The sequence below is a fragment of the Pedobacter sp. Leaf41 genome (assembly GCF_001422545.1).
GTDB lineage: Bacteria > Bacteroidota > Bacteroidia > Sphingobacteriales > Sphingobacteriaceae > Pedobacter.
On record NZ_LMLE01000010.1, the window covers coordinates 69,163 to 93,669 of the forward strand.

Genomic DNA, 24,507 nt, shown 5'->3' on the forward strand with positions numbered 1-24,507 from the left:
TATGTATCGAATGCATGGGTATAATTATCTGCCGAAAATTAATCTTAATAAATTATCAACTAAGGGGTTCTATAATTTAAAAATTTAATTAGATTTGCCGACTTGTTAAAAAACAGCGAAAGACAAATTATTTTAAACAAACAATGCAAGGAAAAGGTTTTATTAAGTTTATAGCGATAGTATTGGCTATCGTTTGTGCGTATGCACTTTCCTTTACTTTGGTAGCATCCAAAGTAGAGAAAGACGCAAAAAACTATGCGAAAGGTGATGCAGCCAAAGAAAAGGCTTACTTAGATTCGATGAGTACCGAGAAAGTTTACCCGCTTGTTGGGTTCACTTACGGCGAAGTTAAATCGAAAGAGATTAATTTAGGCCTAGACTTAAAAGGCGGTATGAACGTAACGATGGAGATATCGTTAGCGGAATTGGTTAAATCTTTGGCGGGCAACCCTACTGATGCTAACTTTAACAAAGCAGTTCAGAACGCACAAATTCAGCTAAATGCTGGCGGTAAAGATTACATCAAAATTTTTGTTGATGAATTTGAAAAATTAAGTCCGGGTGTAAAACTTGCTGACTATTTTTCTAATCAAGACAATGCATCGCAATTAAAACCAAGCGCTAGCAATGGCGAAGTTGAATCTTTCTTAGAGAAAGAGGCTACAAGTGCTATCGATCGCTCATTTACTGTTTTACGTTCTCGTATTGATGGTTTCGGCGTTGTGAGTCCGAACATGCAAAAACAAGAAGGTAGTAACCGCATCTTAATTGAGATGCCAGGTGTGCAGGATAAAGAACGTATTGCTAAACTTTTACAAGGTTCTGCCGAATTACAATTCTGGCAAGTATACCAGGTACAGGAAGTAGCACCTTTGTTAGAAAACATTAACAAAACTTTAGCTGCAACTTTAAAAACTGAAACTCCTGCGGCTACTACAGATACGGCTGCTAAAGCTGGCGGCAAATTAGCCGGCTTAGAGAATGCTGCTAAAGACTCCACTGCAAAAGGTGGCAAATTAGCTGGCTTAGGTAAAAAAGATTCTACCGCAGTAAGAGCTGAATTAGCAAAATCAAATCCATTATACGCAGTTTTAAGTCTTCCTATTTATCAGGGAGAAAACGGACAACAACAATTAATGCCAGGTGCAGTTGTTGGTATGTCGTTACAAAAAGATACTGCAAAAGTTAATAACTACTTAAAACTTCCTGAGGTTGCCGCAGCAATTCCATCTACGATGAAATTTATGTGGAGCGTTAAACCTAGAGAAGGTTCTAAAGTATTTGAACTTTATGCTATTAAAGTTACCAGTGCTGATGGTAAACCAGATTTAGGTGGTGAAGCAATCAGCGATTCACGTGCTGACTTTGATCAAAAAGGTAAGCCAGAGGTAACCATGTACATGACCAGCGAAGGTGCTGCAAAATGGAAAAAAATTACTGCTGAAGCTGCTGCTGATCCTAACAATAAAAAATCTATCGCTATTGTGTTAGATAACATGGTTTATTCTGCTCCTACTGTTCAGAATGAAATTGGTGGTGGTGTTTCATCAATTACCGGTAACTTCACACAGGCAGACACTAAGGATTTATCAAACATTTTAAAAGCCGGTAAATTACCTGCGCCTGCTCGTATTGCTGGTAGTTATATTGTTGGTCCAACTTTAGGTGCACAAGCTATCCATGATGGTTTAATTTCATTTGTGATTGCGTTTATCGTAATCCTGATCTTCATGGCATTGTATTATCACCGTGCTGGTTGGGTTGCAAACTTTGCTTTATTGGTTAACTTGTTTTTCATCATCGGTATTTTGGTATCGCTTGGTGCAGTGTTAACATTACCTGGTATTGCGGGTATTGTGCTAACCATTGGTTTATCCGTAGATGCGAACATTCTAATTTTCGAACGTGTACGTGAAGAGCTTGCCTTGGGCAAAAATATTCCTACAGCAATTAAAGAAGGTTTTAAACATGCAATGCCATCTATCTTAGATGCAAACATTACCGTATTTATTTTAGGTGCTATTCTTTACGCTTTCGGTAGCGGTCCAGTTCAAGGTTTTGCAACTACCTTGTGTATCGGTATCCTTTCTTCATTATTTGCTGCTGTATTAATTTCAAGATTGGTTTTCGAAGCGATGTTAGATCGTAAAATGGAAATTAGCTTTGATAATCAGTTTACACGTAATGCATTTAAAAATTTAGCTTTCAACTTTGTTGGCCGTCGTAAAATCTATTACATCATTTCAACGGTGATCATCTTAGCTGGTATCGGCATGTATTTCAAACATGGTGGTTTAAATCTTGGCGTAGATTTTAAAGGTGGTAGAACTTACCTTGTACACTTCGATAAAGCGGTTAACACTGAAGATATCAAATCTCAGTTAACTCCTGTTTTCGGTAACGAAACGCCTGAGGTTAAAACAGCAGGAGAAAACAGTCAGGTTAAAATTACCACAACTTTCCACATCGAAGATCAAGATGTGAAAACTGATAAAGTGGTTGAAGATGCTTTAAACAAAGGTTTAGCAGGTTCGAAATATGAAATTGTAAGTTCACAAAAAGTGACGCCAATTATCGCCAGTGATATTGTTAACGGAGCTTTTTACGCGGTATTGATTTCATGTATCTTCATGTTTATCTACATCGTAGTAAGATTTAAAAAATGGCAATATGGTTTAGGTGCTGTGTTGGCATTGGCCCACGACGTTTTGATGGTACTTTCTTTCTATACTATTTTAGATGGGGTTTTACCATTCTCATTAGAAATTGGCCAGGATTTTATTGCAGCAATTTTAACAGTAATGGGTTATACCATGACAGAAACTGTTGTTGTGTTTGACCGTATTCGTGAAAAACTTAAAGAAGCTGGTAAAGAAGATTTACATGGTGAAGAACGTAACCAATTAATCAACTTTGCGTTAAACAGTACATTAAGTCGTACGATTTTGACTTCGTTAACTGTGTTCTTCGTGTTATTGGTGATCTTCATTTTTGGTGGCGATAGCATCCGCGGATTTATCTTCGCCTTGTTAATCGGCCGTGTTATCGGTACATATTCATCATTATGTATCTCTACTCCTATAGTAATTGATTTGGGTAGTTCGGAAGAAAAGAAAAAATAAGATCCAGATTCTAACAATGTATAAAACGCCTTCCTGATCAATTGGGAAGGCGTTTTTTTTCAGCCTCACCCTTTGGAAATTCGTGGTATGGAAAGTTTTCCAGCCACCCTCTCCGGACGAGTGGGTTTTGGCAGACTGTGATTTAAACCCATCGGTTCAAACCACATCATTTTGTTTCCTTCTCTCCCGGAGAGGGATTTGCACTAACTTCCCATAACCACAACCGTTAATAGGGTGAGGCTTTATGTTCCTAATCCCCTATCTATCGACGATTGACGTGTACTAGATAACCAATATTACAGACAATAATACGGTGAGGCTTTTTGACAAACAAAACCCGAATTTCTTCGGCACCTTCAGCCCTTTTGTACACTTTATTCGCTGCGCTCCATGCTCGTTTCCATCTGGTTTATTTTAGCCAAAATGTGCTAAAAACCAGCAAAAACCAACTCGGTCATATCAAAGTTATATCTATGTAGAAGCGCTTAAGAAACGGTTTCAAAACCTCAATTTCTAAACCTTTTGGCTATCTTTTTGTTACATTAGTAACAGATAAAGCGATTTAAGATGGATTTACAACTTCCTAAAAGTGAATACCCAAGAGTAGTTATAGTTGGCGGTGGATTTGGCGGGATAGAACTAGCTAAACGATTAAAGAATAAACCTTTTCAAGTAGTTATGCTTGATAAACATAATTATCATACTTTTCAACCTTTACTTTACCAGGTAGCAACAGGCGGATTGGAAGCTGATTCCATTGCATTTCCCTTGAGAAAGATTTTTAAAGGGCAAAAAAACCTAATCTTTAGGGTAACTAAAGTGACGGAAGTAAATGCTGCTGAAAACTGTTTGATGACAGATATAGGAAAAGTGAGTTATGATTATTTAGTAATTGCAACTGGTTCGACCAGTAATTTCTTCGGCAACAACGAAATTGAAGCGAACTCAATGCCTATGAAATCGATTCCAGAAGCTTTAGACTTAAGAAGTCTGATTTTGCAAAATTTCGAGAAATCGTTAATAGAAAAGGATTTAGATAAAAAAAGCGCTCTATTAAACTTCGTGGTAGTGGGTGGAGGCCCAACAGGTGTGGAAACTGCTGGAGCAATTTCAGAACTGAAAAGGCATGTTATTCCTAACGATTATCCAGAAATGGATGTGAGTAAAGTGAACATTTATCTGATTGAAAATTCTCCTGAACTCTTAGGACCAATGTCGCCACAGGCACAACAAAAATCTAAAGAATTCTTAATTAAGATGGGTGTTCAGGTAATGAACGATACCCGTGTTTTAGGTTACGATGGTCATACCCTTTCTTTACAAGATAAGGCACCAATCTTAAGTTCGACAGTAATTTGGAGCGCTGGAGTAAAAGGCGTGGTATTGCCAGGCCTTGATCAAGCGGAAGTGGTTCGTGGTGGAAGATTAAAAACTGATACCCAAAATCTGGTTGTCGGTTATCGAAATATCTATGCCATTGGCGATGTTGCGGCGATAATTGATGAGGCCACTCCAAACGGACATCCTGGAGTAGCTCCAGCAGCTATCCAACAGGGACATCATCTAGCTAAGAACTTAATTAACATCAAGGAAAATAAACCGTTAGAAAAATTTAAGTATTTCGATAAAGGTTCTATGGCTACAGTTGGCCGGAACAAAGCTGTGGTTGATATTGGCAAAATTCGTTTTCAAGGAGTTTTCGCATGGTTTACCTGGATGTTCGTTCACTTGATGACACTTGTGGGATTTAGAAATAAAATTATTGTATTTGTAAATTGGGTTTGGAGTTATTTTAGTTATGATAGAGGAACGAGATTGATTATCAGAACGTTTGCTAAAGACCGGAGTGTCGACTACAGAGCCGAAGTACCCAGCGTAAAGGAGGTTCATTAGTTATTGGTCATTGGTCATTGGTCATTGGTCATTGGTCATTGGTCATTGGTCATTGGTCATTGGTCATTGGTCATTGGTCATTGGTCATTGGTCATTAAAGTAAACTCGATTTGGCGATCACAGTTTTCTCTAATCTTCTTTTCTTTGCGAAAAACTTTGCGCACTTTGCGGTTAATAACAACTAAGCCAAATGAGTAATCAAAAATTCAAACTTGTGGAATGCCCACGTGATGCCATGCAGGGTTTACACAATTTCGTCCCAACGGATTTGAAATCACAATATCTTAATCTTCTCCTTCAGGTAGGTTTCGATACACTCGATTTTGGAAGTTTTGTATCACCAAAGGCTATTCCGCAAATGGCAGATACGGCTCAAGTATTGGACCATTTAGATTTAACTCAAACGTCAACAAAGCTATTAGCAATTGTAGCCAATTTAAGGGGTCTAGAAGACGCTATAAAACATGAACAAATCAATTACTTAGGTTTTCCATTTTCCATATCGGAAACATTTCAGCGACGCAATACAAATTCGAGCATTTCGCAATCGTTAAATACGGTTGAAGGAATGTTATCTCTTTGTGATCAAAACAACAAAACTGCTGTTATTTATCTCTCCATGGGGTTTGGAAATCCTTATGGGGATGAATGGAATTACGAGATTGTAGAAAAATGGGCTGACATTTTAGTTGCAAAAGGCGTTAAAATTCTTTCATTAGCAGATACGGTTGGGGTTTCGACTCCCGAAAAAATCACATCTATCCTTCCAAAACTGATTACAAAATTCAACAAAACTGAAATTGGTATTCATTTGCACTCTACCCCTGTAGAACGATTTGAAAAGATTGAAGCCGCATACCGCTCTGGTGTAAAACGGATAGATTCTGCCTTAAAAGGTTTTGGGGGTTGCCCTATGGCTGCAGATGATCTTACCGGTAATATAGCTACTGAAGATGTAATAAGCTTTTTGAACTCAAAAGGTGAGACACTCCATCTAAATATCGATAAATGGAATCAGGCGATGGCTTTGTCAGGACAAATATTTGGGTAAGCTAATTTGTTGTGCTTTTTCAGTCGGTCGTCATTGCGAGACACGAAGCAATCTTACTACTGGGAGTGATAATGTAAGCTTAATGATTTACATCAAAAGCCTTTAATCAATAGCCAAAGCATTAAGATTGCTTAGTACTTCGCAATGACGACTAGTTAACAACTACACTTTTTTCACCATCTTGAAATGCTGAATTCCTGCCTCTTCAAATTGTTCCCCTTCAGCAACAAAACCGAACTTAGCATATAAACTCATCGCATCTAATTGGGAATTTAAGTAAATATAATGTGCGTCTTCGGGTAAATCAGAAAGCGCTTCTGCAATTAGTGCTCTCCCTACACCCTGACCCCTAAAATCTTGCAACACTGCAAAGCGTTCTAATTTGTAGCCTAAATCCGTTTTGCGCCACCGGCATGCGCCACAAGGTTGGCCATTGTGCGTAGCCAAAAAATGAATTGATTCATCTTCATGCTCCCATTCTAATTCTGGTGGGCAGTTTTGCTCATCAACAAATACAATTTTTCTAATGGCAAATACTTTATCTAAATCTTCGGGGTGGATCACCTTTTGAACCTGTAAGCTCATTATTTTTCTTTTTTAAAGTGTTTATTCAATTTCAATTTCTCCTCATTTAATTCTTTAGCCACATCTATAGAATGTGAGCAGCGAATATCAGCCTCTTTCTTGGCAAGTGCAGCAATGGTTACATAAAAGTGATGTAACTGATCTAATTCTTTTTCACTCAAATCCTCAATATCAACCATCCGGTTACTTGCGCCCTGTTGTGCCGCAATAAGTTCGTTCAATTTAAGCTGGATAGCCTTTCCATCTTTATTCTGTGCTTTTTGGATCAGGAAAACCATTAAGAAGGTGATAATCGTAGTACCAGTATTAATAACCAGTTGCCAGGTTTCAGAATAGTGAAAAACCGGTCCTGTAACTGCCCAGATTACAACAATTGCCGTGGCTGCAATAAACGCAGCAGAGCTACCTGTAAACTTGGTAGCGGCGTTAGCGAAACGTTCAAAAAGGTTATTATTTACTGGCTCGTTAGTTCTATTTATCATCGCAATATGTTTGCTTAAATGTAAAAATAAAAACAAACAAAAGCGCCATAAGTTTTTAAACCTATGGCGCTTCCGTCTAAATATCGAATGATGATTTTTGAATGACTGATTAACTATTTTCAGCTTAAAAAATTCAATTCAACTTATAATTTATCGTTCGCATTGATGCAATTCAAATCTTCGAAAGCAACGGTTAAACGTTTAACAAAAGCTTCTTCAGCTTTACGTAGCCAAACACGTGGATCGTAGTATTTCTTATTTGGTTTATCATCACCCTCAGGGTTACCGATTTGGCCTTGAAGATAAGCCTCATTCTTTTTGTAATACTCTAAGATACCATCCCAGAATGCCCATTGCATATCTGTATCGATATTCATTTTGATAGCACCATAAGAAATTGCTTCTCTGATTTCTTCCTGAGAAGAACCAGAACCACCATGAAAAACAAAGTTGATTGGTTTTTCAGCGCTCAGGTTAAATTTCTCTTTGATAAAGTCTTGAGAATTTTTCAAAATAACCGGTTGTAATTTTACATTACCAGGCTTGTAAACGCCATGTACGTTTCCAAATGCAGCAGCAACAGTAAAGCGAGGAGAAACTTTGCTTAATTCTTCGTAAGCGTAAGCAACTTCGCTTGGTTGGGTATATAATTTCGAGCTATCTACATCGCTATTGTCTACACCATCTTCTTCACCACCTGTAACACCAAGTTCGATTTCGATGGTCATGTTCATCTTCGCCATGCGTGCAAAATATTTTGCAGAAATCTCCATATTTTCTTCAATCGGCTCTTCCGAAAGATCTAACATATGTGATGAAAACAAAGGTTTTCCAGTTTCAGCGAAGAATTTTTCACCGTGGTCTAAAAGGCCATCAATCCAAGGCAACAATTTTTTAGCGGCGTGGTCGGTATGTAAAACCACAGCAACACCATAATGTTCTGCCAATAAATGCACATGTTTAGCTGCCGATACAGCACCTAAAATACATGCTTGCAATTTTTCGTTATCCAAAGATTTACCTGCATAAAACTGCGCTCCTCCATTAGATAACTGAATCATAACTGGCGAATTTACTGCCTTTGCAGTTTCCATTACAGCATTAACCGTGTTTGTACCGGTTACGTTAACTGCTGGTAAAGCAAACTGATGTTTCTTAGCCTGCTCAAATAATTCTTGAACGGCATCTCCGTAAATTACGCCTTTGTAGCCTTTTAAACTCATCTCTTGTTAATTTTATTAAGTTCGAAGTTATAAAAAAAAATTACAATCCAAGCTTTTGTAACAACAGAATTATTTGCCTTACAAGCATATAAGGCCAGTTTAGTGTAATAATAACATTATCCTTAGTGTAAAATTCACACTCTTAACACTAATAGCTTTTTTTTATCCACAGGCTATTACTTAGAATTAAGTTGAAATAGCGCATCAGTAACGCTTAAAACAGTCTGTCGATAAAAATAGTTTGTCAGCGTTACTTTATTAATTTGATAATTTAAATTTGATTATTGGTTAATATCAAACTTGCATATATTTTTCGTTTCTTTGCAATCCAATTCTTTAAAAAATTATATGGCTTGGTTTAAGAGAGAAAATAAAGGTATCATTACCACAACCGAAGAGAAGAAAGAGGCACCAGATGGCGTGTGGAATAAGTGTCCGAATTGCAAAAAACCGCTACATCAGGCAGAGTTACAGGAAAACAAGTACGTTTGCCATTACTGCAACTACCACTTGAGAGTAGGTTCTAAAGAATATTTTGAAGTTTTATTCGATAATAACGAGTTTAAAGAGCTTTTCCCAAATTTAACATCAGGCGATCCTTTAAATTTTAACGATAACAAACCTTATACCGATAGAATTATTGAAAGTCAGGCTAAAACTGGCTTAAAAGATGCTATCCGTGCTGGTGTAGGAAAAATCGAAGGACAGGACTTAGTGATTGCCTGTATGGATTTTGCTTTTATTGGTGGTTCAATGGGTTCGGTTGTTGGCGAAAAAATTGCTCGTTCAATCGATTATAGCATCAAACACAAAATTCCGTTCCTGATGATTTCTAAATCAGGCGGTGCCCGTATGATGGAAGCTGCATTTTCGTTGATGCAAATGGCTAAAACTTCTGCAAAATTGGCGCTGTTAAGTCAGGCTAAAATTCCATACATCTCTTTGCTTACTGACCCTACGACGGGTGGCGTTACAGCATCTTATGCCATGCTTGGAGACATTAACATTGCAGAACCAGGCGCATTAATTGGTTTCGCTGGCCCAAGGGTGATTAAAGAAACCATTAAAAAAGACTTACCGAAAGGATTCCAAACTTCAGAATTTGTTTTGGAACATGGTTTCCTTGATTTTATTGTAGATAGAAGAGCTATGAAAGCTAAAATAGGCGCTTTTATTAAGATGATGAATAATTAATTTGGTTTAATAGCCATTGGTCAATAGTTCACCGGACATTGGTTCATTAGTCATTGGTTCACTATTGCAAACTGACTAATTGATTTAAAAAAAGATATGAAAAGCAGGGCTTGAATAACTTCGGTTATTTCAGTCCTGCTTTTTGCTTGTAGTCCCGATCGAAAAGATCGGGAGCTACCGCGGCAATCAGGTTTAACTAACGGAGAGTTTCCGCTTTATCAACCAGCCAAAAACGAACGAAAATTTGGAGTGTGTTACCGAATGTGATTTACTTAAAATAACCAAATAGATTTGGATTTATTAATTCAGTAAATCGCAACAACTTGTACCTCATGAGTATTAATCCAAGCTACGAATACATTAAACCTGAAGGGTCAATTGCCGATTTTGTGGATCGCTTTTCCTCACTTGAAAATCTATCTGACGCAAACAATGGCGTCATTATTCCAAACGGGAGGATTGATCTACTGTTCTCTAAAACTGTAGACAATCATTTTCAAATCACACTAATGGGACTAGAAACAAAGCCAAAATTGACACCGAAACTCAATGTTTCATCATTTTTTTCCATCAGTTTCACGCCACTTGCTATAGAATACATCTTACGTCATCCCATTGCTGACATATTAAACAGCGGCAAAATATTAGCAAGCAACTTTTGGGATTTTAACGTAGATGACCTCAATAATTTTGGTGAATTTTGTGAAAAAGCATCACATAAAATAAAATTACTTATTTCTAAAGAAGTAGATGAGCGCAAGCGAAACTTATTTCATCTAATTTTTGCCACTAATGGCGAAATGAGCATCAAAGAGCTTTCTGAAAAAGTAGCCTGGAGCGAACGACAAATCAATCGCTATTTTAACCAGCAACTAGGAATTTCATTAAAAGCCTACTGCAATATCCTGCGTTTTCAAGCCTCACTTCCACACATTAAAAACGGACAACTTTCTCCCCAGCTGAACTTTACCGATCAATCGCACTTTATCAAAGAAATAAAAAAACTTTCCGGCGTCTCTCCGAAAGAGTTATTCAAAAATCAAAACGACCGTTTTTTACAATTTTTAGTTTACGACAAGAAATAATTTTGTAGCATAAATTTTAAATTATGTTACTACAAAATAAATCAATTGCCATTATTGGCGGTGGTCCCGGAGGACTGACACTAGCCAGACTCTTAGCACTTAAAGGTGCAGATATTAAAGTTTACGAAAGAGATTTCGATAAAAATGCACGAGTACAAGGTTCTCCGCTTGATCTGCACGACGAGTCTGGTTTGGCGGCGCTTCGCAAAGCAAATCTATTGGAAGAGTTTAAAAATAATTTTCTTCCAGGAGCCGACAAAAAACTCATCATGAATGAACAGGCTGAAATACTTTTTAGCGATCATGACTATAAAGTCGAAGAAAATTTTGAGAACGAACACTTCCGTCCAGAGATAGATCGCGGTGTACTAAGAAAAATTTTGTTAGCATCTATAGATCCTTCTACTATCATTTGGAACAGTCACTTTATTGCTATGGAACAAAAAAACGATGGTTGGATGCTACATTTCGAAAACAAGGCGTCTGTATATGCCGACGTTGTGATTGCCGCTGACGGAGCCAATTCAAAAATCCGTCCTTACGTTACAAATATTAAACCATTTTATTCTGGTATCACTATGCTAGAAGGAAATATTTACAACGCGGAAAAAGCAGCTCCAAATATTTTTAAGCTATTAAGAGGTGGAAAAATCATGGCTTTCGGAAATGAGAAAAACATACTAATGGGTCAAAAAGGCAATGGAGAGATTGGCTTTTATGCTAGTTTTAAAACTGATGAAAACTGGGCCAAGAATAATGGACTGAATTATAGCGATAGAGCCCAAATGTTAGATTGGTTTAAGGCAAATTATACCGAATGGAGTAATATTTGGGGCGAATTATTTGAAAGTACAACCGTCCCATTTATTCCACGTCCAATTTATTGCATGCCTTTAGATCAAAAATGGAAGTCGCTATCCAATCTAACTTTAATTGGAGATGCAGCACATGTTATGCCTCCATTTGCCGGAGAAGGCGTAAATATGGCCATGCTTGATGCTCTCGAATTAAGCGAACATTTAACATCTAACCAGCATCAAACTTTACTTGAGGTTATTTCTACCTATGAAAGTAGCATGCTTAACCGAGCGGCCATTGTGTCGAAGGAATCGCTTGATAATGGTTTTTTAATGCATACTGAAAATTCGCTAAATGATATGTTGAGTTTCTTTTCAGCACATTAACAACCAAAACATAAGATAGCAGACTTACGCGACTGGACTTAACTTTGCAACATTTCTATTAAAAAGGCTTCAAAACCGACTTATTACCTAATTTAGAAGTCTATTATAAACAGAATAAGCCTGCAAATGAACCTACCATAACAATAAATTATGGTAACTCCATCTGACAACCTAAAAAATAAATATATACAGATGAATAAAAAACTACTTTTGCCAACATTACTCCTCTTCACTTCCTCTTTTGCTTTTGCACAAGACAAAAAGTTAATCGACAACATTGTAAAAGAAGTAAATGAGAACTCACAATTAGAAAAACTAGCGCATGAGCTTTTAGATGTGGTTGGGCCGCGTTTAGTGGGTTCACCGCAAATGAAACAAGCGAATGATTGGGCGGTAAAGAAATACAGCGATTGGGGAATCTCTGCCAAAAATGAAAAATGGGGCGAATGGCGTGGATGGGAAAGAGGTGTTACGCATATCGATTTGGTTAGTCCGCGGTTAAGAACTCTAGAAGGCACGCAACTAGCCTGGAGTCCATCAACCAATGGGAAAGCGATCAATGCTGAAGCCGTAATTCTACCTGCAATTACCGATTCTGTTTCTTTTCAAAAATGGTTACCAAACGTAAAAGGCAAATTGGTTCTCATTTCTATGAATCAAATTTCTGGCAGACCAGAGAAAAACTGGGAAGAATTTGCAACAAAAGATTTATTCGAAAAATATAAAAAGGAAAAAGCAGAAGCATTAAAGGTATTTGCAGCAGGCATCGCTAAAACAGGGCTAAATGCAAAAGCACTGGCACTTGCCATCGAAAATGCAGGGGCTGCTGGAATTATCATCAATAATTGGTCGCAGGGTTTTGGTGTAGATAAAATTTTCGGTGCCAATACTACAAAAATCCCAACTCTAGATTTGTCGGTTGAGGATTATGGTTTAGTTTACCGTTTAGCACAAAGTGGGAATAAGCCCATGTTAAAAATTGAATCTGCGTCTAAGGAACATGGTGTAGTACCAACATTCAATACTATTGCAGAAATTAAAGGCAAGCAAAAGCCAAAGGAATATGTGATGCTATCGGCCCACTTCGATTCGTGGGATGGTGCCAGCGGTGCAACTGATAATGGTTCTGGAACAATTATGATGATGGAAGCGATGCGCATTTTGAAGAAATTTTATCCAAATCCGAAACGCACCATTTTGGTTGGTCATTGGGGAAGTGAAGAACAAGGATTAAATGGCTCGAGAGCTTTTGTAGAAGATCATCCGGAAGTTGTTGGTAATTTGCAAGCATTATTCAATCAGGATAATGGTACAGGACGTGTGGTTAACATAGGTGGCCAAGGTTTTGCAAAATCAAAAGATTACATTACCCGTTGGTTAGCGGCTGTACCAGATACGATTAAAAACCAAATTAAAACTAGTTTCCCTGGCACCCCTGGAGCAGGTGGTTCTGATTTTGCATCTTTTGTAGCTGCAGGAGCATTAGGTTATTCGCTAAGCTCTACAAGCTGGGATTACGGAACATATACGTGGCATACCAATCGCGATAGCTACGACAAATTGGTATTTGACGAAATTCGAAGCAATGTAATTCTAGCTGCGATTATGGTTTATATGGCTTGTGAAGATCTTGAAAAAACTTCGACAGAGAAAGCAACGGATTTACCAGTAAACGAGCGAACCGGAAAGCAAGTTACATGGCCTGAGGCGAGAAAAGCTACCAGAAAAGGCGGTTTATAAGCAACTAAGAGCTAAAGAGAGCATTCAAAATGGATGCTCTTTTTTGTTTGATATGGATATGTTAATCCGTTTCCTTCAACAATAAACCCGATAAAGTGGAAGTACTTTTTTGTAGCCTATATTTAAAATATTGCTTCGTCGTTCGCCCATGGGATTAACGAAGGGCTGCAAGCTGACAAAAGTTAAAAAAGATTGAAACGATAGCGGGACTTTCGGAACCGAAGAACTACTACAAGTGCTTTCCAAATTAAATCGTTAGAAAAAGGTTTCTAAGTAGTAACGGAGAGATAAGTGCTACTCTTCTTTTTTCTTAAATTTATAAAACAAATAACCCAGAAACGGCAAAATTAAGATGCTACCTAACAATAAGGCTACGCCCAAACTATAAATCGTTTTTGGTGGACCAATCGCCTCAAACAACGAAATGGCATCACCATTTTTCAAGAGTATAAAATTTGGAAAGTGTGCGTAACTAATGGCCAACAAAATCATTGTTACCTGAAAGCCAGCTAAAACTCTCAAAGTTTTTGTTTCTCCTTTTATCAGAAGATACCATAATAAAATGAGCGACAGACTTGCTAAAATAATAGAAGCAAGACCAACTGTATTTTTGAAAACCCAATCGATTAGTGGAATACCATCAAACTGCGCTGCAATGAAAACCATTGCCCCAAATACGACGGCAGCAATATTCATGTACTCTGCTTTTTTAATAAACCTTCGCTTATCTTGTTCATCGTCGGTTTCGCCAATCAGGTAAATGGCTGCAAGGAAGCCACATAAAGCGACAGTAAATAAGCCGACGGATATAGAGAACCAATTTAACCAACTCCAAACGTAGGCAGTTAAAAAATCTTTAGCATTAAGATCAATGTGGCCAGAAATTACACTGCCTGCGATGATTCCTAAAAATAAAGGCGTTATGAAACTGGAGTACCTGAAAATTCGGTTGTAAAGCCATTGCATGTCATCCTTAATCGCATCGTAATGGCGGAATACAAAGGCCGTACCGCGGGCGATAATTCCAATGAGCATGATTAACAATGGGATATGGAGATGCACAGACATGGTGGTATAAATGTATGGAAAACCCACAAAGAGAATTACAATTGCGATGATTAGCCACATGTGATTTGCCTCCCAAACAGGACCAATAGCCTGATACATTGTTTTCCTGGTTCTACTTCTATTCTTTGTAGAGGTAAAGAGTTCGATAATCCCGGCACCAAAATCAGCACCTCCCAATAAGAAGTACAGCAAAATAGCCAGACATAAGAAGGTAACTACAACATATTCCATATTATGATTTCAAATCGTGGCTATCAGATTTATCGTAAACAACGGGCACCATTTTAATCTGCCTGTAAAGGAGAAAAGTAACTACAATGCTTAACGAGATATAAATTGCTGAGAAAATGTAAAATGAATAAGCAATACCGGGCATAGGCGTAACAGCATCTTTCGTACGCATGATTCCATAAATAATCCATGGTTGTCTTCCTACTTCAGTTACCACCCAGCCAGCTTCTAAGGCGATGTAGCCCAAAGGAATAGATGCTACGAAGAGTTTAAGCAGCCAGCGTTTATCTATTACTGATCGCTTTCTGATCATATTGATAAAGAAAATCACTGAAATAAGAGCCAAGAGCGTACCGATACCCACCATAATTTGAAAGGCATAATGCGTAATCGCGACCGGTGGATGTTCATTTTCAGGAATTTGATCTAAGCCCTTAACCTCTGCATGAAAATCGCCATGCGCAAGGAAACTGAGCGCACCAGGTATTTTTATCGCTCCCTTTACAGTTTTATCTTTTTCGTTAACAATTCCTCCGATTAATAGCGGCGCTGGTTTCTCTGTTTTATAAAGCGCTTCCATCGCAGCAAGTTTTGCAGGCTGTCTTTCAGCTACATCTTTCGCAGAAATATCTCCACTCAAAGGTTGCAATATAGCTCCAATACAAGCAAAAACAGCCGCAATTCTAAATGCTTTGAAATGAAAATCTCTGTTTTTATTCCGTAAGATCATAAGCGCGTGTACGCCCGCAACTGCAAAACCTGTAGCCGTAAAAGCAGCTAAACACATATGCAAAGCTTGCGAAAACCATGCCTTGTTAAACATAGCTTGTATAGGGTCGATATTCAAGTACCTGCCATTTACAAAGTCGAATCCTGCAGGGCTGTTCATCCAGGCATTTGCAGCAACAACCAATATTCCTGAAGCCAGGCCGCTAACACCAACAACTACCCCAGTAAACCAATGAAACCATTTATTTAGCTTATTCCAACCGTAAAGAAAAAAGCCTAATGCAATGGCTTCGATAAAAAATGCCGTACCTTCCAGAGAGAAGGGCATCCCGAAAATAGGCCCTGCATGTTCCATAAATCTTGGCCATAACAAGCCCAGCTCAAATGATAACATCGTGCCAGACACGGCACCCGTGGCAAAAAAAATGGCAACTCCCTTACTCCAGGCTTTTGTTAGGTTTTTGTAGACTTCCTGATTGGATCGTAGCCACTTATAGTGAGAAACCGCCATGAAAAACGGCATCACCATTCCGATACAAGAAAAAATAATATGAAAGCCCAGGGAAAGAGCCATTTGCGAACGTGCCGCTAAAAAATCATCCATATCTGATATTGGATTTGAATAGACAAATATAACAGATAAGAGGTAGCTTTATATAGTTAACAAATGGCTATCTCCTTATTTTTCAAATATAGAATGTTTATAAATTGGAAAAAGATTTGGCAAAATTAAGCCGCAGATTTGTAGGTGAATTTTAAAACATCTAAATCTACGGCAAAAATTTTAAACGCCTTTTAGCTCATCATAAGCAGCTGTTAAACTTCGTTGAATACCTTCTCCTTGCCATTCCGGAGCATTTGGTATTGCAGTTGCTTTTAATATATCTTCTTTTGATTTACCTGCCTTTATTTCAGCACCGACAAAACTTAGTAGATTTTGAAGATAATTTTGAAATGCCTTGATATCCGCTTTGTTTCCAGTAACTTTTTCTGGCTCACGGCTATGGCCAAAGATAAATAAGGTATCGTTATCAAACTGATTATGTATTTTTTCTAAAGCAGTAACCCAATTGCCGATATGAGCACCATTTTCTCTATCGATATAAGGATATTTTCTATTGGAAACCAGGTCGCCGACATGAACGATGTTTGCATTTTCAAAATGGTAAACAGCGTCGCCATTTGTATGGGCAGAACCATAGTAGTAAGCACTAATCTTTTCATCGCCCACAGGTGCTTTCCAACCGGTACCGAATGTAGTATCTGGCAACAATTGTTTATCTAAACTATTTGCTTTCTCTGCCCCTCTTTTCTGATTAACAAGCGAGTTTTGATGCGCCACTACTTTTTCCGCCAAACCTTTGAAAGCGATGTTACCCGCGGTATGATCGCTATGATGGTGCGTGTTGATTAAATATTTAAAAGGTTTTTCGCCAAGTTTTTTCAATTCTTCGATAACATGCGGTGCCGATGTTGGAAACTGCGCATCAACAACAAAAAAGCCATTTGATGAATTTAACCAGCCTATAGTTCCACCCTGCTCGGTGAAAATGCCGACGTTGTTTCTCAATGGCTTGAAGTTATATGCCCGCAACATTTCTTGCTGAGCGAAAACATCCGCTTTATAAATTGAGAGCAAGGCCATTGCCAATGCAGAATTTTTAATAAAATTTCTTCTTTCCATTTTTTTAATCAACATAAAAAGCCACAACAATGCTGTGGCTTAAATTTAAAAATTTATACGCTAAATACCAATGCGCTAAATGCCAGAACCTGGTGTAGTGCCTGGCTCGTGACCTGGTCCAAATGCATTGTTCTTTCGGTTTTTATCCTTTTCGAATAAATTCGTAGCCTGTTTAGAAGATTTATTATTGTCAAGAGAATCATGCTCTCTTACATCTTCAACTTCTTTATCTAGTAAGTCATTCTGAATAACTTTTCCCTTTTCTTTATTAGTTTCCATAGTATTTCAAATTGATGTACTAATGCAACAAGCGAAAATGGAATATTGTTTTTTTTAGTTCTTTAAGGAATCATTTTGACACAAGATACCCACTCCTTTCAATTGAAAAGTTTTATTTGCTTTAAATTTGAACTTACAGCATTGAACCTGACAGCTTTCTCAACTCGTGAATACAACCAAAAGAATTGAATTTACGTTTATGAATTTTGTTAAAATGATGCGATGACTCAAACGAAAACGGTGATAAGATGAATTTGTAAATATGCTTTCTGCTGTCTGATGTGTTCAGATTCTCGGTGTTTGCTACTTGAGCATTAGTTTTTTGATTTTCCATAACGATAAATTTATAAAAGCAGGCTGCTTTTGAGTGTGAATTAAATTTTCGAAAAATGCATTTGTCTCTCTATCGAAGAAATTTCTGCAAAGCTGTTTACTAATTGCTTAACCTTATCCTAAAGAGATATTTGATAAGATTTCGTTGAGGAACTCATGTCTCTTGGCTGTTGGATAGCCTTTATCTTAATTAAATGTAAGTTTTTGTTTTGAGATTTGCAAGGGATTTAGAAATTGACGTTGACTGACGTCAACAGTAATGAAATGCAACTAACTTAGAACTAAAGCTATTAATATCATTGCCGTTCTGCTTCAGCAGGCGGATTTGAAAATTTAATACCTTTCCCAAGCACTCAAACCTATGTTAAATAAACCTGATTGCCATGGAAACCAAAAGCTTTTTCTGCTTTGGTTGGAATAAAAAGCAGGACTAACCTTAATCAATGAGCTGCATTTGCTTTCTAAAAAAAACGCCAAAAAAAAGTCTCGAATTGCTCCGAGACTTTTTCCTATTTGGTTACTGATATTTTTAGGCTAAAGCATTTTGCTTTACCACCATTTTAACTTTATCAATTACGTAATCCAGTTCCTCTTTAGTAGTATATTTACTGAAAGAAAAGCGAACTGATGGACGATTTGGGTCGGCTTTGATGCCATTTAAAACGTGAGAACCAATGTTCGAGCCTGAAGAACAAGCGCTGCCGCCAGAGGCACAAATTCCATTGATATCCAAATTAAACAACAACATATCGGCCATGTCCATTTCTGGAAATGACACATTTAAAACAGTATAAAGACTCTTGTCTGCATCTGTTTCTCCGTTGAAACCAATTCCCGGAATCTCTGCAATCAATTGTTCTTTTAGATAATCTTTCAACCCCTGAATGTGGCTTTGATGCTCTGCCATTTCTGCATAGGCAATTTCCAATGCTTTGGCCAGACCAACAATGCCGTAAACATTTTCGGTACCACCACGCATGTTACGCTCTTGTGCACCCCCATAAATCATCGGTGGAATTTTGATATTGCTATTTACATACAAGAAACCCACCCCTTTCGGACCATGTAGCTTATGTGCCGCACATACAATGAAATGGGCTTTTAATTCACGCACATTGTGTACGTAATGCCCCATGGTTTGCACTGTATCGGCATGATAAATGGCGTTATATTTTTCGCAGATATCGCCAACTTTAATCATATCGGTTAAAGTACCCAATTCGTTATTTGCATGCATTAGCGATACAAAAGTGCGATTATTGTTTTGCAATAACTCTTCCAGGTGGGCATAATCTACATTGCCTTTTTCATCAATATTTACGAAACTTAATTTATCAATTTCGCCATTTTTAAGCATCGTATTTAAGGTATGTTCTACCGCGTGATGCTCTATTTTAGAAGTGATGGCATGCTTAATTCCATAAGCAGAAATGCCACACCGGATAGCAGTATTATCAGCTTCGGTACCTCCAGAAGTGAAAAATATTTCGGAAGGTGATGCACCTAAAAGACCAGAAACCGTTTTACGAGCTTTTTCTACCAGCGTTCTAACCTCTCTTCCTAGTGCATGAATAGCAGATGGATTGCCAAAATGGTTTTCCATTACATTGGTCATTTCAGCAATTACGTCTTTATCCAATGGCGTTGTAGCTGCATTATCTAAATAAACTCTTTTCATGTACTAGTTTAATTTAAGTATTTCTTTGATGTCTGAAATAATTTTGTTCGCTAAATTTTCTGCTGTGGCTTCGTTCTCCGCCTCGCTATAAATGCGGATAATTGGCTCGGTATTAGATCTGCGCAAATGAACCCAGGTTTTATCGAATTCGATTTTTAACCCATCGATAGTGCTATAAGGTTGGTTTTTGTACTTTTCTTCAACCTGCTTTAACAAATTATCGATATCCATTTCTGGTGTAAGGGTAATTTTATTTTTTGAAATATGATATTGTGGGTAACTGCTTCTCAACAATGAAATAGATTTTCCGAATTTGGCTAAATGGGTTAAAAATAATGCAATACCAACCAAAGCATCTCTGCCGTAATGCGATTCTGGATAGATAATGCCGCCATTACCTTCGCCCCCAATAATTGCATTGGTTTCTTTCATTTTGTTAACTACATTCACCTCGCCAACCGCTGATGCATTGTATTCAGAACCAGCTTTTTCAGTAACATCTCGTAACGCCCTTGTAGAAGAAAGATTCGAAACGGTATTTCCTGGCGTATTTTTCAACACATAATCGGCAACGGCAACTAAGGTATATTCCTCACCAAACATGCTTCCATCTTCATTCACAAAACATAAACGATCCACATCTGGATCAACCACAATACCTAAATCGGCATTTTGCTTTTGTACTTCTTTTGAAATCTCAGTTAAATTTTCAGGAAGCGGCTCAGGGTTATGTGGAAAGTGACCGTTAGGCTCGCAATATAGTTCGGTAACTCTTGTTACGCCCAAGGCTTTCAACAAAGCAGGAATAAAAATTCCGCCTGTCGAGTTTACACAGTCAATAACAACCTTAAAATCAGCTTTTTTGATGGCTTCTACATCAACCAATGGTAATGCTAAAACCTTATTTATATGTTTCTGCAGGTAAGTATCATTTTGAATAACCTTACCTAATTGATCCACCTCCGCAAATTCAAAACTTGCACTTTCTGCTAAATCGAGCACTTCTTTTCCATCTAAATCGCTGATAAATTCTCCATCTGCGTTTAGCAACTTCAGGGCATTCCATTGTTTCGGGTTATGGCTTGCGGTTAAAATAATTCCTCCTCCTGCTTGTTCATCCGGAACTGCAACTTCTACTGTTGGTGTTGTTGAAAGGCCTAAATCGATTACCTGAATCCCTAATCCTTGAAGGGTTCCAATAACCAAATTGTTCACCATTTCGCCCGAAATACGTGCATCGCGACCTAATACGATTCGTTTGTTTCCTGTTTTTTGTACTACCCAGCTACCAAAAGCCGCTGTAAATTTTACTATATCTATCGGAGTTAAGCCGTTTCCAGCTTGTCCGCCAATGGTTCCTCGTATTCCTGAGATCGATTTTATTAAAGTCACTTTGTGTATTTTATTTGAAGCTCAAAAATAAGAAAAAAAACAAGATAGCAGCTATTTTAGGCAGCCCTGGCTTGTTAATTTACATTGTATTTATATCTATTTATACGATATATTTAATAGAAATTCGGTTAAGGTTTTAGTCAAACGTGAGATTGGTTTTTATTTTTTTTTGGAAAGCAAGAGTACTAGTGCATCTGTTTCTGCAGTCCCGCCATTCATTACAATCTTTTTCAAACCTCTGTCATTCTGAGGTACGAAGAATCTGTTCATCGGTTGCAGATGCTTCGTGCCTCAGCATGACAGTATATTCAAGGTTGCTGCAGTAAAAAAGTATTTCCATTACTGTCGGGTTTGGAGGAATCAAGAATTTGAGGGAAAACTAATAACTGCTGCCGTCATTGCGAGGCAAGAAGCAATCTTACTACTTAAACTTTGTCTTCGTTTAACCAAAAGCTTTAAGATTGCTTTGTGCCTCGCAATGACGATTGATCTAAAACAAACCTTTCTTTCTAAACCTGACAACAGCGGCAGCCCCGAGTTTTCCTACGAGGGCTACAGCGAATGGCAGGACTGCAAATCCCGATAGAAATGTGAATGCCGATTTCCAAAACAAAATCATTTTAACAATTATAAATTGCGTCGCTGTGAAATTAATGTACTTTGTTTATCTCAATTTTATCTAAGTTTGCAAATTCCAAAACAAAAAGGCTTTTTATATGCAACGTAAGTGGTTTCAATATTGGTTTAATTCGCCATATTATCATATTCTTTATCAACAAAGAAACGATGCAGAAGCCGAATTTTTCATCGATAAGTTAACAGAATATCTTAGTCCGGCGGCCAATTCGAAAATGCTTGATATTGCTTGTGGGAAAGGTAGGCATTCTATTTATCTCAATAAAAAAGGCTTTGATGTTACAGGAATCGATTTATCAGAACAAAGCATAAAATACGCCAGGCAATTCGAAAACAATAAACTGCATTTTTTGGTGCATGATATGCGTAAATTGTTTTATATCAACTATTTTGATGTTGCGTTAAACTTATTTACCAGTTTTGGTTATTTTGATACCGAGAAAGAACACGTAAATGCGCTTAAAACGTTTAGAAAATGTTTAAAAACCAATGGAACCCTGGTTATAGATTATTTTAACACAGAAAAAATCGTTCGAAATTTAAATCATTGCGAAATTAAATCGCTTGATGGCATTGCTTTTAATATCACTAAAAATGTAGTGGAAGGGAAGATTATCAAAAAAATAAATTTCGATGATAAGGGCAAAACATACAATTTCGAAGAGCGGGTTCAGGCTTTTAGTTTTGAAGATTTTGAGCGTATGTTAACCAAAGCAGGCCTGGTGGTTCAAAAAGCTTTCGGGAGTTATGCGCTCGACAATTTCGATGAATGCAACTCCGATCGTTTAATTTTAATTTGTAAAAAGGCATGATAGAAAGCATACAGCAATTTGATGTTGAGCTTTTTCTGAAAATCCACCGTGGACTTTCTAATGGCTTTTTCGATTGGCTGATGCCTTTAATGCGCAATCGTTTTTTTTGGTCGCCGCTGTATATTTTTATTATTGTTTTCTGCATTAAGCAGTACAAAAAACAAGGATACTACATTATTGGAATGGTACTTTTTACCTTCGCCACAGGCGATCTGATCGCATCTCGTTTAATAAAGCCGTTTGTGGCCCGTGTAAGGCCTTGCAATGATTTCAGTTTGGCAAATGATATTATTCACCGGGTGCCATGCGGCAGTGGATTAAGCTTTCCATCAGCCCATGCTACCAATCATTTTGCTATTGCTGTGTTTTTAATTTGCGTATTTTACAGTCGCTGGAAGCCTATTTTGCCTCTTGGACTATTTTGGGCAGCAATAATTAGCTTTGCACAAGTTTACGTGGGCGTTCATTACCCGATAGATGTAACTACAGGTGCACTATTGGGAACTTCAATTGGTTTTATCTGTTCGAGAATATTTAAAAAATTACAACCCGAATTTTAATGGAAGCTTGGAAATTTGCCGTACTTTTTTTCTGCGCTTTTTTAGGCGGCTCGGCCATTTTTTTGGTCAAAAGTGATAAATCAAAATTACTGAAATTAATCCTTTCTTTCAGTGGCTCTTACCTATTTGCTATTACAGTTCTGCACCTTATACCCGACGCCTATAGCGGGCCCGACAAAGGCGAAATTGGTATCTTTATATTGGTAGGTTTCTTATTGCAGGTTTTTTTAGAGCAGTTTTCTGAGGGTGTAGAACACGGGCATATCCATAAACACCACGATGGAAATGTTTTTCCGTTCGGAATTATGATTAGCCTTTGCCTGCATGCTTTTTTAGAAGGTATGCCACTTGCCAAAGATCAGCATAACGAACTTATTTTTGGAATCTCATTACACCACATTCCAGCGGCATTTGCTTTGGCAAGCATTTTAATGCAAAACCATTTCAAAAAAGGAAGTATCATCATGTATTTGATAATTTTCGCCGTGATGGCCCCTCTTGGCTTTTATGTAAGTGTTGGTTTGAGTAACGGAACCATTGGAGGTATCGATGCTTATTTCAACAAAATTATGGGAATTGTAATTGGCATTTTCCTACATATTTCCACTACGATTTTATTCGAATCGAGTGCAGACCATAAAATTAACACCCGAAAAATGATTGCTGTTCTACTGGGAATTGGCGTAGCATTAATTGGTTTCTTTGCCGGGCATTCACACTAGCATTTCCAATTTGGCAAGGTTTTATCTGAAAATATTCAGTATATTAGAACATGGAAGAAGTTGTAAATGAGCCAAATGTAGAATACAAAAAAAGGCATTTCACTGTTACTGAATACCTAGAGATGGAAAAGGCATCACAAGAAAAGCATGAGTATTTTCAGGGCGAAATATTTTCAATGGCTGGCGCAAGCACAAATCATAATGAGATTTTCACCAATATCTTTTTAGAAATTGGAGGTAAGCTGAAAGGTAAACCGTGCCGCCCTTATGGCAGCGATCTTCGTACTCAGATAACAGCAAATGGTTTATTCACTTATCCTGACATTTCAATTTATTGTAATGGCTTAAACCAAAGTGATATTGATAAAGAAAGCTTTGTTGAACCCACAGTAATTATCGAAATACTTTCTCCATCGACAAGGGATTATGATAGAGGTCATAAATTCGACCTTTATAAGGATATTCCAACGCTTAAAGAATATATTCTTATTGATTCAGAAGCTATATCAGTTGAGGCTTTTTACTTAAACGAAAAACAAAACTGGGAACTGATTGAATACAAACAAATTGAAGACACCGTTAAGTTTGTTTCAATGGGTTTTGAGGTAGCTTTGAGTGATATTTACAATCGAGTTCGGTTCTAAAACTTAAAATCTAAAAAATTACTTTTTCTCTTTCTTCTTCCCATAACCCCAGGGACAATGTTTACACTTGTTCTTACAACAATATCCACGTTTTAAATGATATGCCGCTGTGAAAACCATTAATCCGTCTTCGTTAAAATAAAAGTCTTCGCCCTCTTTCATAATTAATGAGTGAATGAT

At 37.6% G+C, this 24,507-nt stretch carries 21 protein-coding genes; 11 read left to right on the forward strand and 10 right to left on the reverse strand.

What is annotated here, in order from left to right:
* Nucleotides 1-143: 143 nt before the first annotated feature.
* The 3 genes from secDF (at nt 144) to ASE92_RS16825 (ending at nt 6,066) form a co-directional block, all read left to right on the forward strand.
* Nucleotides 144-3,122 (forward strand): protein translocase subunit SecDF, encoded by a 2,979-nt coding sequence (secDF, locus tag ASE92_RS16815; RefSeq protein ID WP_056851281.1) that lies wholly within the window; start codon nt 144-146, stop codon nt 3,120-3,122.
* Between the two features lie 567 nt (nt 3,123-3,689).
* Nucleotides 3,690-5,015, forward strand: coding sequence for an NAD(P)/FAD-dependent oxidoreductase (locus tag ASE92_RS16820; protein ID WP_056851282.1), 1,326 nt, complete (start codon nt 3,690-3,692; stop codon nt 5,013-5,015).
* A 190-nt stretch (nt 5,016-5,205) separates the two neighbouring features.
* Nucleotides 5,206-6,066, forward strand: a complete 861-nt coding sequence (locus ASE92_RS16825; protein ID WP_056851283.1) for a hydroxymethylglutaryl-CoA lyase — start codon at nt 5,206-5,208, stop codon at nt 6,064-6,066.
* Nucleotides 6,067-6,228: 162 nt separating this feature from the next.
* Here the strand turns inward: ASE92_RS16825 and ASE92_RS16830 are convergent, their stop codons facing one another.
* The 3 genes from ASE92_RS16830 to fbaA all read right to left on the reverse strand — a co-directional run bounded on the left by ASE92_RS16830 (nt 6,229) and on the right by fbaA (nt 8,356).
* The gene (locus tag ASE92_RS16830) at nt 6,229-6,651 is read right to left on the reverse strand and encodes a GNAT family N-acetyltransferase (protein WP_056851284.1); all 423 of its coding nucleotides are present in this window, start codon (nt 6,649-6,651) and stop codon (nt 6,229-6,231) included.
* The gene (locus ASE92_RS16835) at nt 6,651-7,133 is read right to left on the reverse strand and encodes a low affinity iron permease family protein (RefSeq protein WP_056851285.1); all 483 of its coding nucleotides are present in this window, start codon (nt 7,131-7,133) and stop codon (nt 6,651-6,653) included. The genes ASE92_RS16830 and ASE92_RS16835 overlap by 1 nt, the downstream gene beginning before the upstream one ends.
* A 143-nt stretch (nt 7,134-7,276) precedes the next feature.
* A complete protein-coding gene (gene fbaA / locus ASE92_RS16840) occupies nt 7,277-8,356 on the reverse strand; it encodes a class II fructose-bisphosphate aldolase (protein ID WP_056851286.1) in 1,080 nt (359 codons plus the stop codon).
* A gap of 348 nt (nt 8,357-8,704) precedes the next feature.
* Between fbaA and accD the strand changes: the two genes are divergently transcribed.
* The 4 genes from accD (at nt 8,705) to ASE92_RS16860 (ending at nt 13,559) form a co-directional block, all read left to right on the forward strand.
* On the forward strand, nt 8,705-9,550 hold the full coding sequence (gene accD / locus ASE92_RS16845) for an acetyl-CoA carboxylase, carboxyltransferase subunit beta (RefSeq protein WP_056851287.1): 846 nt from the start codon (nt 8,705-8,707) through the stop codon (nt 9,548-9,550).
* Nucleotides 9,551-9,882: 332 nt separating this feature from the next.
* Nucleotides 9,883-10,635 carry an AraC family transcriptional regulator gene (locus tag ASE92_RS16850; protein ID WP_056851288.1) on the forward strand — a complete coding sequence of 251 codons (753 nt, stop codon included), beginning with the start codon at nt 9,883-9,885 and terminating at the stop codon, nt 10,633-10,635.
* A gap of 23 nt (nt 10,636-10,658) precedes the next feature.
* Nucleotides 10,659-11,819: an NAD(P)/FAD-dependent oxidoreductase gene (locus ASE92_RS16855; RefSeq protein WP_056851289.1), complete on the forward strand. Its 1,161-nt coding sequence runs from the start codon at nt 10,659-10,661 to the stop codon at nt 11,817-11,819.
* Between the two features lie 192 nt (nt 11,820-12,011).
* A complete protein-coding gene (locus ASE92_RS16860) occupies nt 12,012-13,559 on the forward strand; it encodes a M20/M25/M40 family metallo-hydrolase (protein WP_056851290.1) in 1,548 nt (515 codons plus the stop codon).
* A 294-nt stretch (nt 13,560-13,853) separates the two neighbouring features.
* Here the strand turns inward: ASE92_RS16860 and ASE92_RS16865 are convergent, their stop codons facing one another.
* From ASE92_RS16865 to glmM, 6 genes are all read right to left on the reverse strand, one after another.
* Entirely contained in the window at nt 13,854-14,858 is a 1,005-nt protein-coding gene (locus ASE92_RS16865; protein WP_056851291.1) for a cytochrome d ubiquinol oxidase subunit II, read from the reverse strand.
* A gap of 1 nt (nt 14,859) precedes the next feature.
* A complete protein-coding gene (locus tag ASE92_RS16870; protein ID WP_056851292.1) occupies nt 14,860-16,191 on the reverse strand; it encodes a cytochrome ubiquinol oxidase subunit I in 1,332 nt (443 codons plus the stop codon).
* Nucleotides 16,192-16,371: 180 nt separating this feature from the next.
* Nucleotides 16,372-17,271 (reverse strand): MBL fold metallo-hydrolase, encoded by a 900-nt coding sequence (locus ASE92_RS16875; RefSeq protein WP_056851455.1) that lies wholly within the window; start codon nt 17,269-17,271, stop codon nt 16,372-16,374.
* Between the two features lie 75 nt (nt 17,272-17,346).
* A complete protein-coding gene (locus ASE92_RS16880) occupies nt 17,347-17,550 on the reverse strand; it encodes a hypothetical protein (protein WP_056851293.1) in 204 nt (67 codons plus the stop codon).
* An 862-nt stretch (nt 17,551-18,412) separates the two neighbouring features.
* A complete protein-coding gene (locus ASE92_RS16885) occupies nt 18,413-19,561 on the reverse strand; it encodes a cysteine desulfurase family protein (RefSeq protein ID WP_056851294.1) in 1,149 nt (382 codons plus the stop codon).
* A gap of 3 nt (nt 19,562-19,564) precedes the next feature.
* Nucleotides 19,565-20,953, reverse strand: coding sequence for a phosphoglucosamine mutase (glmM, locus tag ASE92_RS16890; protein ID WP_056851295.1), 1,389 nt, complete (start codon nt 20,951-20,953; stop codon nt 19,565-19,567).
* 716 nt (nt 20,954-21,669) lie between these two features.
* Between glmM and ASE92_RS16895 the strand changes: the two genes are divergently transcribed.
* Genes ASE92_RS16895 through ASE92_RS16910 form a run of 4 tightly spaced genes read left to right on the forward strand, consistent with a single transcriptional unit; the run spans nt 21,670 to nt 24,327 of the window.
* Nucleotides 21,670-22,401, forward strand: a complete 732-nt coding sequence (locus ASE92_RS16895) for a bifunctional 2-polyprenyl-6-hydroxyphenol methylase/3-demethylubiquinol 3-O-methyltransferase UbiG (RefSeq protein ID WP_056851296.1) — start codon at nt 21,670-21,672, stop codon at nt 22,399-22,401.
* Complete coding sequence (locus tag ASE92_RS16900; protein ID WP_056851297.1) at nt 22,398-22,961, forward strand: phosphatase PAP2 family protein; 564 nt, start codon at nt 22,398-22,400, stop codon at nt 22,959-22,961. Before ASE92_RS16895 ends, ASE92_RS16900 begins: the two co-directional genes overlap by 4 nt.
* Nucleotides 22,961-23,683 carry a ZIP family metal transporter gene (locus tag ASE92_RS16905; RefSeq protein WP_056851298.1) on the forward strand — a complete coding sequence of 241 codons (723 nt, stop codon included), beginning with the start codon at nt 22,961-22,963 and terminating at the stop codon, nt 23,681-23,683. The genes ASE92_RS16900 and ASE92_RS16905 overlap by 1 nt, the downstream gene beginning before the upstream one ends.
* 50 nt (nt 23,684-23,733) lie before the next feature.
* Nucleotides 23,734-24,327 (forward strand): Uma2 family endonuclease, encoded by a 594-nt coding sequence (locus tag ASE92_RS16910; protein WP_056851299.1) that lies wholly within the window; start codon nt 23,734-23,736, stop codon nt 24,325-24,327.
* Between the two features lie 18 nt (nt 24,328-24,345).
* On the opposite strand, the gene ASE92_RS21290 is transcribed toward ASE92_RS16910, so the two are convergent.
* Entirely contained in the window at nt 24,346-24,489 is a 144-nt protein-coding gene (locus tag ASE92_RS21290) for a DUF5522 domain-containing protein (RefSeq protein ID WP_162237770.1), read from the reverse strand.
* Between the last annotated feature and the right edge of the window lie 18 nt (nt 24,490-24,507).

What these genes read in the sequence shown, in the direction of transcription:
- ASE92_RS16895 (WP_056851296.1), top strand. Translation starts at nt 21,670, where the DNA reads ATGCAACGTAAGTGGTTTCAATATTGGTTTAATTCGCCATATTATCAT.
- ASE92_RS21290 (WP_162237770.1), bottom strand. Translation starts at nt 24,489, where the DNA reads ATGAAAGAGGGCGAAGACTTTTATTTTAACGAAGACGGATTAATGGTT.
- ASE92_RS16880 (WP_056851293.1), bottom strand. Translation starts at nt 17,550, where the DNA reads ATGGAAACTAATAAAGAAAAGGGAAAAGTTATTCAGAATGACTTACTA.
- fbaA (WP_056851286.1), bottom strand. Translation starts at nt 8,356, where the DNA reads ATGAGTTTAAAAGGCTACAAAGGCGTAATTTACGGAGATGCCGTTCAA.
- accD (WP_056851287.1), top strand. Translation starts at nt 8,705, where the DNA reads ATGGCTTGGTTTAAGAGAGAAAATAAAGGTATCATTACCACAACCGAA.
- ASE92_RS16855 (WP_056851289.1), top strand. Translation starts at nt 10,659, where the DNA reads ATGTTACTACAAAATAAATCAATTGCCATTATTGGCGGTGGTCCCGGA.
- ASE92_RS16910 (WP_056851299.1), top strand. Translation starts at nt 23,734, where the DNA reads ATGGAAGAAGTTGTAAATGAGCCAAATGTAGAATACAAAAAAAGGCAT.
- secDF (WP_056851281.1), top strand. Translation starts at nt 144, where the DNA reads ATGCAAGGAAAAGGTTTTATTAAGTTTATAGCGATAGTATTGGCTATC.
- ASE92_RS16860 (WP_056851290.1), top strand. Translation starts at nt 12,012, where the DNA reads ATGAATAAAAAACTACTTTTGCCAACATTACTCCTCTTCACTTCCTCT.
- ASE92_RS16905 (WP_056851298.1), top strand. Translation starts at nt 22,961, where the DNA reads ATGGAAGCTTGGAAATTTGCCGTACTTTTTTTCTGCGCTTTTTTAGGC.
- ASE92_RS16825 (WP_056851283.1), top strand. Translation starts at nt 5,206, where the DNA reads ATGAGTAATCAAAAATTCAAACTTGTGGAATGCCCACGTGATGCCATG.
- ASE92_RS16835 (WP_056851285.1), bottom strand. Translation starts at nt 7,133, where the DNA reads ATGATAAATAGAACTAACGAGCCAGTAAATAATAACCTTTTTGAACGT.
- ASE92_RS16865 (WP_056851291.1), bottom strand. Translation starts at nt 14,858, where the DNA reads ATGGAATATGTTGTAGTTACCTTCTTATGTCTGGCTATTTTGCTGTAC.
- ASE92_RS16900 (WP_056851297.1), top strand. Translation starts at nt 22,398, where the DNA reads ATGATAGAAAGCATACAGCAATTTGATGTTGAGCTTTTTCTGAAAATC.
- ASE92_RS16820 (WP_056851282.1), top strand. Translation starts at nt 3,690, where the DNA reads ATGGATTTACAACTTCCTAAAAGTGAATACCCAAGAGTAGTTATAGTT.
- ASE92_RS16850 (WP_056851288.1), top strand. Translation starts at nt 9,883, where the DNA reads ATGAGTATTAATCCAAGCTACGAATACATTAAACCTGAAGGGTCAATT.
- ASE92_RS16875 (WP_056851455.1), bottom strand. Translation starts at nt 17,271, where the DNA reads ATGGAAAGAAGAAATTTTATTAAAAATTCTGCATTGGCAATGGCCTTG.
- ASE92_RS16830 (WP_056851284.1), bottom strand. Translation starts at nt 6,651, where the DNA reads ATGAGCTTACAGGTTCAAAAGGTGATCCACCCCGAAGATTTAGATAAA.
- ASE92_RS16870 (WP_056851292.1), bottom strand. Translation starts at nt 16,191, where the DNA reads ATGGATGATTTTTTAGCGGCACGTTCGCAAATGGCTCTTTCCCTGGGC.
- ASE92_RS16885 (WP_056851294.1), bottom strand. Translation starts at nt 19,561, where the DNA reads ATGAAAAGAGTTTATTTAGATAATGCAGCTACAACGCCATTGGATAAA.